The organism is Paeniglutamicibacter selenitireducens (assembly GCF_051550675.1).
Taxonomy (GTDB): Bacteria; Actinomycetota; Actinomycetes; order Actinomycetales; family Micrococcaceae; genus Paeniglutamicibacter.
The window spans coordinates 376829-388005 of record NZ_JBPULF010000001.1 but is presented as its reverse complement, the minus strand read 5'-3'; the positions used below and the strand labels follow the sequence as shown (position 1 = coordinate 388005).

At 71.9% G+C, this 11177-nt stretch carries 9 protein-coding genes; 6 read left to right on the top strand and 3 right to left on the bottom strand.

Annotated elements, in window-relative coordinates:
- The first annotated feature begins 18 nt into the window (after nt 1–18).
- Together ACSYDW_RS01775 and ACSYDW_RS01770 are read left to right on the top strand one after the other, a co-directional pair.
- Nucleotides 19–810 carry a PIG-L deacetylase family protein gene (locus ACSYDW_RS01775; protein ID WP_438336985.1) on the top strand — a complete coding sequence of 264 codons (792 nt, stop codon included), beginning with the start codon at nt 19–21 and terminating at the stop codon, nt 808–810.
- 108 nt (nt 811–918) lie between these two features.
- Nucleotides 919–2268: a hypothetical protein gene (locus tag ACSYDW_RS01770; RefSeq protein ID WP_438336984.1), complete on the top strand. Its 1350-nt coding sequence runs from the start codon at nt 919–921 to the stop codon at nt 2266–2268.
- On the opposite strand, the gene ACSYDW_RS01765 is transcribed toward ACSYDW_RS01770, so the two are convergent.
- Both ACSYDW_RS01765 and ACSYDW_RS01760 read right to left on the bottom strand, forming a co-directional pair.
- Entirely contained in the window at nt 2246–3385 is a 1140-nt protein-coding gene (locus ACSYDW_RS01765) for a class I SAM-dependent methyltransferase (protein WP_438336983.1), read from the bottom strand. The two genes, ACSYDW_RS01770 and ACSYDW_RS01765, sit on opposite strands and share 23 nt — an antisense overlap.
- Nucleotides 3382–4056, bottom strand: coding sequence for a YigZ family protein (locus tag ACSYDW_RS01760; protein WP_438337317.1), 675 nt, complete (start codon nt 4054–4056; stop codon nt 3382–3384). The genes ACSYDW_RS01765 and ACSYDW_RS01760 overlap by 4 nt, the downstream gene beginning before the upstream one ends.
- Before the next feature lie 104 nt (nt 4057–4160).
- On the opposite strand from ACSYDW_RS01760, the gene ACSYDW_RS01755 reads away from it, so the two are divergent.
- From ACSYDW_RS01755 to ACSYDW_RS01740, 4 genes are all read left to right on the top strand, one after another.
- Entirely contained in the window at nt 4161–7196 is a 3036-nt protein-coding gene (locus ACSYDW_RS01755; RefSeq protein ID WP_438336982.1) for an ATP-binding protein, read from the top strand.
- Between the two features lie 89 nt (nt 7197–7285).
- The gene (locus ACSYDW_RS01750) at nt 7286–8695 is read left to right on the top strand and encodes an FAD-binding oxidoreductase (RefSeq protein ID WP_438336981.1); all 1410 of its coding nucleotides are present in this window, start codon (nt 7286–7288) and stop codon (nt 8693–8695) included.
- 39 nt (nt 8696–8734) lie between these two features.
- Complete coding sequence (coaE, locus tag ACSYDW_RS01745) at nt 8735–9331, top strand: dephospho-CoA kinase (RefSeq protein ID WP_438336980.1); 597 nt, start codon at nt 8735–8737, stop codon at nt 9329–9331.
- On the top strand, nt 9315–9671 hold the full coding sequence (locus ACSYDW_RS01740; RefSeq protein ID WP_438336979.1) for a hypothetical protein: 357 nt from the start codon (nt 9315–9317) through the stop codon (nt 9669–9671). The genes coaE and ACSYDW_RS01740 overlap by 17 nt, the downstream gene beginning before the upstream one ends.
- Nucleotides 9672–9811: 140 nt before the next feature.
- On the opposite strand, the gene ACSYDW_RS01735 is transcribed toward ACSYDW_RS01740, so the two are convergent.
- Nucleotides 9812–11095: a dicarboxylate/amino acid:cation symporter gene (locus ACSYDW_RS01735; protein ID WP_438336978.1), complete on the bottom strand. Its 1284-nt coding sequence runs from the start codon at nt 11093–11095 to the stop codon at nt 9812–9814.
- Between the last annotated feature and the right edge of the window lie 82 nt (nt 11096–11177).

The window sequence follows — 11177 nt, the reverse complement described above, 5'->3', positions numbered from 1 at the left end:
CGGGACTAAAATTTGCCCATGAACGAGCCGCATTCCGTCGCGGTCATCGTCGCCCACCCCGACGACGACGCCTACGGTTGCGCCGGGTCGATCGCCCTTCACGAACGCGATCCGGGCTTCCGGTTCATCCTGGTGCTGGCCACGGACGGCGCCGCCGGCCAGATCTGCGAGGGTGTCCCCGCCACCCCCGAAACGCTCGGCGCATGGCGGCGGGTGGAAAGCGCGAATGCGTGGCGCGCCCACGGAACCATCCCGGACCGCCACGAATGGCTCGGCTACGACGACGGGCGGCTGGACACCGTCGACGCCGGCGAACTTGTAGAGCGCATCCGGGAGATCCTGCTCTGCGAGCGGCCGCAGGTCGTGGCGACCTTCGGCCCCGACGGAATCACCGGGCACCGCGACCACATCGCGATCGGCAGGGCCACCGACGCGGCGTTCCAACTGGCGAGGCAGGTTCCAGGGCCGGGGTTGCGGCGCCTGGTCCACGGCGCGATCCGCACCTCCACCTTCGAGCGCTGGAACGCGGCGCGCTGCCGCAAGGGGCTCCCGGCCTGGGACCCCTCGCTGGAGTACCACTTGCGTCCCGTGCCTGACGAGGACATCGGCATCGAGGTCGACACCCGCGCCGTGGCATCGCGCATCGTCGCGGGCCTGCAGGAGCACCGCAGCCAACGCCACGTCCTGATCGATCCAGGGAGGGATGCACGCAGCTGGGAACGGGCCGTCGGCAAGGAGCCATCCGTCATTGCCTGGCCCGCGAGGGAACCCGGTGCGGCGCTGCTGGGTGACCTCTTCGAAGGAATCTGAGGCATGCCGGGTAGTCCCGGCGGCCCCGATGATCACCCGCAAGGATGACGGGCAGGTAGGGTTTCCTCGCCTAGCCTTGTGCCATTGGCCAGTCAGGGAGGAACCAGCGTGGGCGCGAAGGAACAGCAGGACCCAACCGTGGCGCTGCCGCGCTACGTGGTCTCGGAAGCCGAATGGGCGGCGGTGCCGCGGACGGTTCCGGACCGGCTGCTGCGTTGGGGCTCCCTGGTGCCCTACTACGCGCTGCTTGCGATTGGGCTGAAAAGCGGACTCGACTCGGGGCTGGACCACGAGGCAGATCCCTACGTCGTCGGGGCCTTGCTTTCCTGGGGGTTCTGCACAGCGGTTTCGGCACGACTCACGCCCTGGATATGCCTGCTGGGGACAGCGGTGCTGTATTTTTCCCAGCAACAAACCACGCTGTTCGCGGCCCTGTGGTGGGCGGCCTCCCTCTGGCTCCTGTTGCTGGGTCTTGCCGGGGGCATGTCCGGGATGCGGCTCACGATGCTGGTCAGGGCCTGGAGGCAGCAAGGAAGCGGGCAAACCCTGGTGTCCAGGGCCCTGCTGCGCGATTCGAGCATGCACCGCAGGGCCGGGCGGTTCATGAAGAAGTTCGCCGGCACGTTGCTGGCGCTCGTGCTCATCAAGGTCGTCGTCTCCTACTTTACTTCCGCCAGGCGTGACATCGCGGCGGTGCCCGGGACCTTCGGTTTCGATGACCTCGACCACCTCGTCATCCCGTTGCTGGCGCTCTGCTGTTGGTTCTTGGTGGGTGCGCTGCACCTTGCCCAGGAACGAATCGCCGGGGCTGTCGTTCTGGAGATCCCGCTGGATCCCGCCATCGGTCCGCTGGTCTTCCAGCGTGCGGCCCAATGCGTGGACCTGGCCGAGGCCCAACGCGAGGGCTGCAGCTGCGGCGGCAAGGAGCGCTCGGCGCCCGGGGGGATGCCGCCGGTGCTCGCGCTCGATGACCGGTGCCCGGTGCACGGAATCAACGCGGTCAACGCACTGGGCCATCGGGAATTCCTTGCCGTGGCCAACGAGCCGTGGGTCTGGGGTGCCAACGTCGTGAAGCTTCCGGTACCGGCGCACACCCGCCTCGCCATCGTTGGACTACGCGCCTGGGGCAGTCGGCCCGCGGTGCCGGGGACACCGGCCCGGCGAGACAGGAAAGGCCCGGGGACCCACACGGGTTTCCGGCCGTGGCGCGCCACGGAGGTCCTGAATCGTGCCGGCCGCACGGTGCGCCGGCGCAATCTTGCCAATTGCACCCCGGACTCGACGGCCATCGAGACGACCGGCGTGGCGGTGATCGACAGCATTGGCTTGGAAGCGGCGGGGCTGCCGGGCTACGCCGTCCGGGTCGCCGGCGCCCGTCCGGTGTTCGAAACCGGCCCGATGCCGCGGCCCACCCGCTACGCCGGGAAGGCGGCGGCTACGCCCGTGTCGACACCGTGAGGGTGAACTTCGGGTTCCTGGCGACCTGGCGGGTGGGCCCCACCAGTTTCTCCAGCTGCGCCCGGTAGCCCAGGTGCGAGTTCCAGACGCACCACAGTTCCCCGCCGGGTGAGAGCACGCGGCCGGCGTCGGCAATCAGCTTCAGTGCGATCCCCGCGTGAACCGTGTTGCCCATGTGGAACGGCGGGTTGAGCACCACGAGTTCCTCCGAGGCATCCGGCAGCGAGGCGAGCGCATCGTCCTGCACCGGGGCGACGCGCCCGGCGACGCCGTTGGCGGCGGCGGTCGCTGCCGTCGAGGCCACGGCCGATGCCGACTGGTCGGAGGCGTGGACCGCGAGCCGGGGGTGCTTCAGCGCCATGAAGGCGGCGATGGTGCCGTTGCCGCAGCCCAGGTCCACGGCGCGCACGGCGGTATCCGGCAGCTGAAGGTGCTCGAGCAGGAAGCGGGTCCCCGGATCCAGCTTGGCGCCGCCGAACGTCTGGGCATAGGCGCGCAGCTGCAGGGGGCGCTCCAGCCCGACGGGGAAGGATGCCTGCAGCGGGAAGCGCGGCGCGGGGCGCCCGGATGCCGGCCGGAGGCCGGTGGCCGTGAGCACGCGGGACTTCTGGCGGGCCAGCGAGGCCGTGACGGAACCGAAGTACCGGCCCATGACCTCGTTCATGCCCAGGCCCATGTGCTTGAGGCGTCCGGTGGCCATCACCGTGACATCCGGCGCCGCGTGCGCCGCGATGAAGCCCAGCATCTCCTCCAGGGCGTCCAGCGACCGGGGGAGTTGGATGAGCACCAGGGAGGCGCCCTCCAGCAGCCCGGCACCCAGCGGCAGGTGCGTATGGCCGCCGGCCAGCCCCGGGAGCAGCCGCTGCGCGTTGGCCTCGATGGCTCGGGCGCCGGAGAGCGCGTCCTGGTGCACGCGCACCCCGGTCACCCCGGCGGCCAGCACGCCGAGCGTCAGCGCACCGTAGTGGTCGTTGAGGATGGCGACGCGGCCGGGTTCGGCAGGCCAGCCGGCATCGGCGGCCATGTCCAGCAGCAGCCGGTCGGCGGCGTCGACGGCCTGCAGGTTTTCGGCCTCGACATCGGGCCAGCGGCGCAGCAGCGCAAAATCAAGAGTCATCGTAGATCCACCCATTCGGTTCCCAGGTTTTCGGCGGTGCCGGCGCCGGCACTGAGCGTGGCGAGCCGGTCCTTGAACAGCGCGATGGCCCCGGCATCGTCGTTCAGGGCCACGCGCAGCGTGGCCAGGCGCGGGCCGTAGTCGGTGCCCAGCACCTGGGTGCCGCCGGCGCGCAGGTCGTTCTCCAGCTTTCCCGCGGCCATGTAGTCGGAATCCACGCCCAGGATGCGCATGCGCTGGCGGCGCAGAAGGGGCGCCGCATCCAGGGCGCCGGAGACCGAGTCGGAGTAGGCGCGCACCAGGCCGCCGGCGCCCAGCAGGATGCCGCCGAAGTAGCGCACCACCACCGCGACGGTGTCCGAGAGGTCCGTGAGGCCCGGGGCCGTCTCCCGCTTGGCCAGCGCGTCGAGCATCGGGATGCCGGCGGTGCCGGAGGGCTCGCCGTCGTCGTTGCTGCGCATGGCCATCCGGTCCGGACCCAGGATGAACGCGCTGCAGTGGTGCCGCGCATCGAAGTGGGACTTGCGCAGCTCGGCGACAAGGCCGCGCGCCTGCTCCTCGGACTCGACGCGGCGCAGGTAGGTGATGAAGCGCGAACGCTTGATCTCCACCTCGTGGACGAAGTCGCCGTCCACCGTCGTATAGGCCGTCGCCACCGAATCGCTGTGCATCACCGATCCATTCTAGTCAGTCGGTGCGGCCCGCCGGTTGCCCGCCCCCGGTGCCGGTGGGAGAATTCCAGGCGGGGGATGGTCGCCAAAAGGGGCAACATGCCGTGCTGCAACTGAATCTGCTCGGTGAACAACGTCTCACCATGCTGGGCGTCGACCTGGTGGCCGGCGGGTCCCGGGCCGTGGAATTGCTGGCCTACCTGGTCCTGCACCCCGGGATCCGCGTGCCGCGGCCCGTGCTGGCCGGGACGTTCTGGCCCGAGACGCCCGAGGCCCAGGCCATGACCAACCTCCGGCGCGAACTGCACAACTTGCGCCACCTGCTGGCGGGCACCGACGCCCTCGCCGCCTCCGACGGGGCGATCGGCTGGCGGCCGGACCCCGGGCTGTGCGTGGACGTGCAGGTCTTTGCCGAGGAACGCGCAGCGGCCCTGGCCTCCGCCGGGGATCCCGATGCGCGGGACTTCCTGGGGCACGCGCAGCTGGCCCTTGAGGCGTACCGCGGGGACCTGATGCCCGGGAACTACTCGGACTGGGTGCCCCAGGTGCGGGAGCGTATCCGCGGCGAATGCACGGCGCTGTGCGACGAAGCCGCCGCCGCATGGACGGGGCTGGGGGAGGGCCGCCGCGCGCTGGCCGTCGCCGGGCAACGCATCGCGATCCAGCCGCTGGAGGAGGCCGGGTACCGCGGGCTGATCCGCGCCCACCTGGCGCTCGGGGACAGAGCCGCGGCACTGCAGGCCTTCCACCGCTGCGCCGCGGTGCTGGAGCGGGAACTCGGGGTGGCGCCGTCCCAGGAGACCCGCCGGCTGGTGGGCCCGGGCCGCACCCCCGCTGCAGCCCCGGCGTCCGGGCGCGCTCCGATCGGTCGGGGGCGGGAGATGGCGGAGCTGCGGGAATGCTGGGAGCAGGCCCGCGACGGCCGCGGGGGAATGCTGGTGCTCTCCGGGGCCCCCGGCGTCGGCAAGACCCACCTGGCCACCGCGCTGGGCGAGGTGGCAAGGTCCGCGGGCGCGGTGGTGGCCCGGGCACGCTGCGTGGATGCCTCGGGCAGGATCCCGCTGGCCCCGGTGGCCAGGTGGCTGCGGGGGAGGGATTTCACCCCGGTGCTTGCCACGCTTCCCGCACCCCTGCGCAGCGAAGCGGCGCGGTTGCTGCCGGAGCTGGTGCCGGGACCCGGGCCCGGCGCGCCACCGGGGGAGTTGCCCGCCGGTGGCCGTGCCATGGTGGACGCGTGGCAGCGCTACAGGTTCTTCGAGGCGCTTGCCGCAACGGTGGAGGCCACCGGGCGACCCACCGTGCTGGTGCTTGAGGACCTGCAATGGTGCGATGCGGACACCGCCGCGTGGATCTCCTTCATGCTCGGCTCCGGCCGTGCGGCGGGCCTGCTCTTCGTCGCGACACTGCGCACCGGCGGCGAGGCCGCATCCGCGTCCGTGGCGCACCTGTTGCAGGGGGCACGCGGCGCCGGGCAGCTGCGCGAACTTGCCGTGCGGCCGCTGGACAGGGAGGCCGTCGGTGAGCTGGCCGGACACCTGCTGGGCCGTACCCCGGACCCGGGGGAGACGGAGCTGTTGCATGCTGCAACGGGCGGCTACCCGCTCCACGTGGTGGAGGCAGTGCGTGTGCTCCCGCCGGGCGGCCCGTTCCCCGAGGGCGGGTTCGGCCCGCTGCTGGGGCGGCGCATCGAGCGGCTGGGTCCCGCGGCCAGGCACGTTGCGGAGCTTGCCGCGGCCTTCGGGCATGACATCAGCCTGGATTTGCTCAGCGAGGCGGGGGACCTCGGAAACACCGAACTGGTGGAGGCCATCGACGAGCTCTGGACCCTGGGCATCCTGCTTCCGGCGGGCCCCGGCTACGGCTTTGCCCACCAGCTGCTGCGCACGGCGGCCTACGAGGCAGCGAGCCCCGCCACGCGCTGGCTGCTGCACCGCCGGCTCGCCCAGGGGCTGGAACTGCTGCATGCGGGGAACCTCGACGCCGTGGCCTCCACGCTCGCCGAGCAGTACACGCTCGGTTCAAGCCCGCAGCGGGCGCTGCCCTTCCACCTTCGCGCCGGGGCCGACGCGGCTCGCGTGTTCGCCAATGCCGCGGCGCTGGGCAGCTACGGCAAGGCCCTCGGGCTGATCGCGGCCCAGCCGGCGGGCGGCGGCCGGGACGCCGCCGAGCTGTCGGTGCGCCGGGCCATGTCCCCGCCGCAAACGGCGCTGCTGGGCTACTCCTCCGCCGAGCTGCTGGGCAACCTGGAACGCATCAGGGAGCTCTCCGGACGGCTGGGGCAGCGGGAGGTGCTGGCCGACAGCCTGATCGGGATCTTCGCCGGCCGCTACGTCCAGGGCCGGATCAGGGAGTCGCACGTGCTCGCGCGGCAGGCCCTGGACCTGGCCGGTGGGGACACCAGGTTGCTGGGCCAGGCGCACTTCGCGGTGGCCGGGGCGGCGCAAGGGCTGGGGCTGGCCGCGGAGGCGATAGGGCACTTCGGGCGCTGCCGCGAGATCGGGTGGCCTGGCTACTCCTACATCCTGGGCACGCGGCTGGAGATCCACGCCCGCGGCTGGGCGTCCCACGCGCACTGGCTGGCGGGGGACGACGAGCGCGCCGTCGAACTCTCGACCGAGTCGCTGTCCATGGCGGGGCCCGGCGAGCAACCCTACACGCGGGCCGTGGCGCTGGCCTACGCGGCGCTGCTGCACCGGCTGCGCGGGGACAACGACGCCATGGAGCCGCTGGCCGGGGAGCTGCTGGGGCTCTGCCGCCGCTACGACCTCTCCTACTACGGCCAGTGGGGAGAGATCCTGCTGGGCTCGGCGGCGGGCGGGCCGGAGGCAACGGCGCGGATCCGGGCCGGGATCGCCAGCCTGCGTGCCCACGATGCGCTGGCCCGGATGCCCTACTGGCTCGCCCTGCTCGCGAACAGCCTCGACGCCGCCGGGGACGGCCGGGCCGCATGCGCGGTGCTCGACGCGGCGGTGGCCACCGCCGAACAGCACGGCGATGCCTGGTGGCTCCCGGAGGTGCTGCGCCTGCGCGCAGCCCACGCCCGCGGTCCCGCGCGCGGGGCCATGCTCCGGCGCGCCCGCACCCTGGCCGCAGCCCAGGGCAGCACGGCGCTGCTGCGCCGGCTGGACTCCGAAGCCTGAGTGCCCCGCACGAACGCCCGGCGAACGGGCGGGCGCCTAGCGTGGGGAGCATCAACCGCAAGACCCCCAAACCCAGCAGGAGACACACCATGAACGGGCATCCGGAAACCACGGAAGCACCCTTTGCCGAGCTCGCCGCCGCGTTGCGCGGCACCTTGACGCTGCCTCGGGATGCGGGATACGACGCGGCGCGCGCCGTCTACAACGGCATGGTTGACCGCCACCCGGCGGCCATCGCCCGCGTCGCGGACACCGCTGACATCGTCGCCTGCGTTGACTTCGCCCGCACCCACGGCGTGGCACCGGCGGTGCGCGGCGGCGGCCACCAGGCCTCGGGACTGGCCGTAGCCGACGGCTCGCTGGTGATAGACCTCGGCGCCATGCGCTCCACCACCGTCGACCCCGCGGGCCACACCGTGCGCGTCGACGGCGGCGCCACCTGGGCCGACGTCGACCACGCCACCGTCGCCTTCGGCCAGGCCACGCCCAGCGGCTTCATCGCCTCCACGGGCGTCGGCGGGCTGGCGCTGGGCGGCGGCATCGGCTACCTGACCCGGCGCTTCGGCCTGACGGTGGACAACCTGCTGGCCGCGGACGTGGTGTTGGCCGACGGCACCCTGGCCACCGCCGACGAAAACCGGCACCCGGACCTGTTCTGGGCCCTGCGCGGCGGCGGCGGCAACTTCGGCGTCGTCACCTCCTTCACCTTCCGCACGCACGACATCGGGGAGCACGGGGTCATCATCGGGGGACCCGTGCTCTACGACCTGGCGGACACGCCCGCTGTCATGCGCTGGTACCGCGAACTGCTGCCGGCGCTGCCGGAGGAGCTCAGCGGCTGGCTCGGGCTGCTGACCATCCCGCCGGCCGCCCCGTTCCCCGAGGCGCTCTGGGGCCGCAAGGCCTGCGGCATCCTCTGGTGCTACACCGGCGCGCACGATGCTGCGGATGCGGTGCTGGCCCCGGTGCGCGCGTTCGGCACCCCGCTGCTGGAGGGACTGCACGCCATGCCGTTCACCGCGTTGCAGCAGGCCTTCGACCCGCTCTTCCCGGCCGGCCTGCAGTGGTACTGGCGGGCGGACTTCGTGAAGGAGATTTCCGACGATGCGATCGAGGTCCACGCCACGTACGGGGCGGCGCTGCCCACCGGGCACTCCACCATGCACCTGTACCCGATCGACGGGGCCGCGGCCCGCGTGGCACCGGACGCCACGGCGTTCGCCTACCGCGACGGCGGCTGGGCCGGGGTGATCGTGGGCGTCGACCCGGACCCGGCGAACGCCGGGCTGATCACGCAATGGACCAAGTCGTACTACGACGAGCTGCACCCGACGACCTCCGGGGGCGCCTACGTGAACTTCATGATGGAGGAGGGCACCGAGCGGATCCGCGCTTCCTACCTGCACAACTACGACCGGCTGGCCCGCACCAAGGCGCAGTACGACCCGGCCAACCTCTTCCACCACAACCAGAACATCGAGCCCGCGCCCGAGGCATGAGGGACGCCTGCAACCCCGACCGCCTGTAGGCTGGGGCACATGCTCAATGTTGGTTTGACAGGCGGGATCGCCGCAGGAAAGTCCGCCGTCGCGCGGCAACTGGCCGAACTCGGGGCGGTGCTCATCGATGCCGACGCCATCGCCCGGGCCGTCGTGGAGCCCGGGACCCCCGGGTTCGCGGCGGTCCTCGACGCGTTCGGCCCAGGCGTCCTCGCCGCGGACGGGTCGCTGGACCGCCCCGCGCTCGGCGCCCTGGTCTTTGGGGACGACGACGCCCGCGCGCGGCTGAACGCCATAGTGCATCCGCTGGTGCGCGCCGAGGCCGCCCGGCTGCGCGCCGCGGCCCCCGCCGACGCCGTCGTCGTGCAGGACATCCCGCTGCTGGTGGAGACCGGCCAGGCCAAGGACTTCGACGTGGTGCTGGTGGTCGCCGCCCCGCTGGAGCAGCGCCTGCAGCGTCTGGCCCGGGACCGCGGCATGGACGAGGCGGCGGCCCTTGCGCGCATTTCGGCCCAGGCCACCGACGAGGAACGCGCCGCGGCAGCGGACCTCGTGATCGAGAATTCCGGCACCGTGGAGCAGCTGCGCGGTCGCGTCAACGAGGTCTGGGGGGTGCTCGATGCCCGCCGCCGATGAAACAGACGGCCGCGAGGCGAGGAAGGAGCGGCTGCGGCAGGCGCTGGAGGCCGAGCAGGCCCGCTCCGACCGCGAACTGCGCCGCATCCGGGCCGCCTGGCTGCTGGGCGGGTTGTGCCTTGCCGCGGCGCTGGTGCCCTGGCTGTTCCTCGGCGGGCGCGCGCAATTCGTGCTCCGCGACTCGGGCTACGACGCCGCTGTGCTGGTCCCGGCCTGGCTGGCGCTGGCCGGCATCCTTGCGGCAAGCTTCGCCGCGGTGCTGTTCATGGTGCGGACCATGCGGGGCGCGCTGGGCAACATCGTCGAGCGCGAGGTGCGCGCCACCCGCGGCCGCCGCTAGGTCCGGGCAGGCACCCGGACAAGCACCCGGGCGGACATCCGCCCCACATGCAGCGGGACCCGCCATCGAATGCCGATGGCGGGTCCCGCTGTTTTACCGCTGTTTTCTTGCTGCCGTGGTCCTGCGGCGGAGGCCGGTGGCTACTCGGCCAGCTGGTGCGTTGCCGCGGTGCTGCCGGTGGCCGGCTCGACGGTCTCGTCGGCCGGGTCCTGGGCCTGCGCGCCGAGGTGGCCGCGGGTGAGCTTGTTCATGATCATCGCGATGGCGCCGTCGCCCGTCACGTTCGTCGCGGTGCCGAAGGAATCAAGCGCGATGTAGGCGGCGAACATGAGGCCGACCTCGACCTCGCCGAAGCCGAGCATCTGGACCAGCAGGCCGGCTGCCGCGGCGATGGCGCCGCCGGGGACACCCGGGGCGGCGATCATCATGACGCCGAGCATCAGGAGGAACGGCAGGTAGGCGCCGAAGGAGACGTCGCCGCCGGTGAGCAGCAGCACGGCGATGGAGAAGCAGGTGATCTTGACCATCGAGCCGGAGAGGTGGATCGTCGCGCACAGCGGCACCACGAAACCGGCGACCGAGTCGGAGACGCCGTTCTTCTTGGTCGAGGCCAGCGTGACGGGGATCGTCGCTGCGGAGGAGGAGGTGCCCAGGGCGGTGAAGTAGGCGTCGCGCATGTTCCACAGCGCCTTGAGCGGGTTCTGCCCGGACATCGAGCCGGCAAGGGTGTACTGCAGCAGCAGCACCACGAGCGTGAGTGCGAAGGACACCAGGGCCACCAGCGCGAACTTCGTGACGACGGTGACCGCCGCGCCGCTGGCGGAGAGGTCCATGAAGATGCCGAAGATGAACAGGGGCAGCGCCGGCACCAGGATGCGGCGGATCACGGACTCGATGACCGTGCGGAACTCGACGGCGCCGCGGAAGATGACCTTGCTGTGGAACGCGGTGATGCCCACGCCGAGCACGAAGGCGAGCACCAGGGCGCTCATCACGTCGATCACCGGCGGAAGCACGATCTCGGTGGCCGAGTCGCCGGCCTTGGCGACAACCGTCAGGAACGGGGTGAAGCCGGAGCCGGCTTCATCGCCGAGGGCCTCGAGCCCGCCGCCGGACAGCTTGGAGGTGAACAGCCAGCGGCTCACGAAGTAGGCGAGCAGGCCGGCGAGGATGGTGGACCCGTAGGCGATCACCGCGGTGATCCCGAGCCACTTGCCGGCGCCCTTGCCGAGCTCCGCGATGGCGGGGGTGACGAGACCGAGGATGATCAGTGGCACGATGAAGCCGAGGAACCCGGAGAAAATCGAGTTGTAGGTCAGGAACGCGCTGCCGAGCCAGGTCGGCATGACCGGGCCGGTGAGGATGCCCAGCACGATGGCTATGACGATCCAGCCGAGCAGGGGGATTTTTTTCAGCAGGTTCATGGGGGTCCTCAGGTCGACGGGGTCGGGTCGCGCGGCGCTGCGCTCATGGCTGCACGAGGGGTTGAATGCGGGTTGTGGCGCA

Bases quoted from the DNA above. Each gene is read 5' to 3' on its own strand.
- ACSYDW_RS01775 (WP_438336985.1), top strand. From the start codon at position 19: ATGAACGAGCCGCATTCCGTCGCGGTCATCGTCGCCCACCCCGACGAC.
- ACSYDW_RS01765 (WP_438336983.1), bottom strand. From the start codon at position 3,385: ATGACTCTTGATTTTGCGCTGCTGCGCCGCTGGCCCGATGTCGAGGCC.
- ACSYDW_RS01760 (WP_438337317.1), bottom strand. From the start codon at position 4,056: ATGCACAGCGATTCGGTGGCGACGGCCTATACGACGGTGGACGGCGAC.
- ACSYDW_RS01750 (WP_438336981.1), top strand. From the start codon at position 7,286: ATGAACGGGCATCCGGAAACCACGGAAGCACCCTTTGCCGAGCTCGCC.
- coaE (WP_438336980.1), top strand. From the start codon at position 8,735: ATGCTCAATGTTGGTTTGACAGGCGGGATCGCCGCAGGAAAGTCCGCC.
- ACSYDW_RS01740 (WP_438336979.1), top strand. From the start codon at position 9,315: ATGCCCGCCGCCGATGAAACAGACGGCCGCGAGGCGAGGAAGGAGCGG.
- ACSYDW_RS01735 (WP_438336978.1), bottom strand. From the start codon at position 11,095: ATGAACCTGCTGAAAAAAATCCCCCTGCTCGGCTGGATCGTCATAGCC.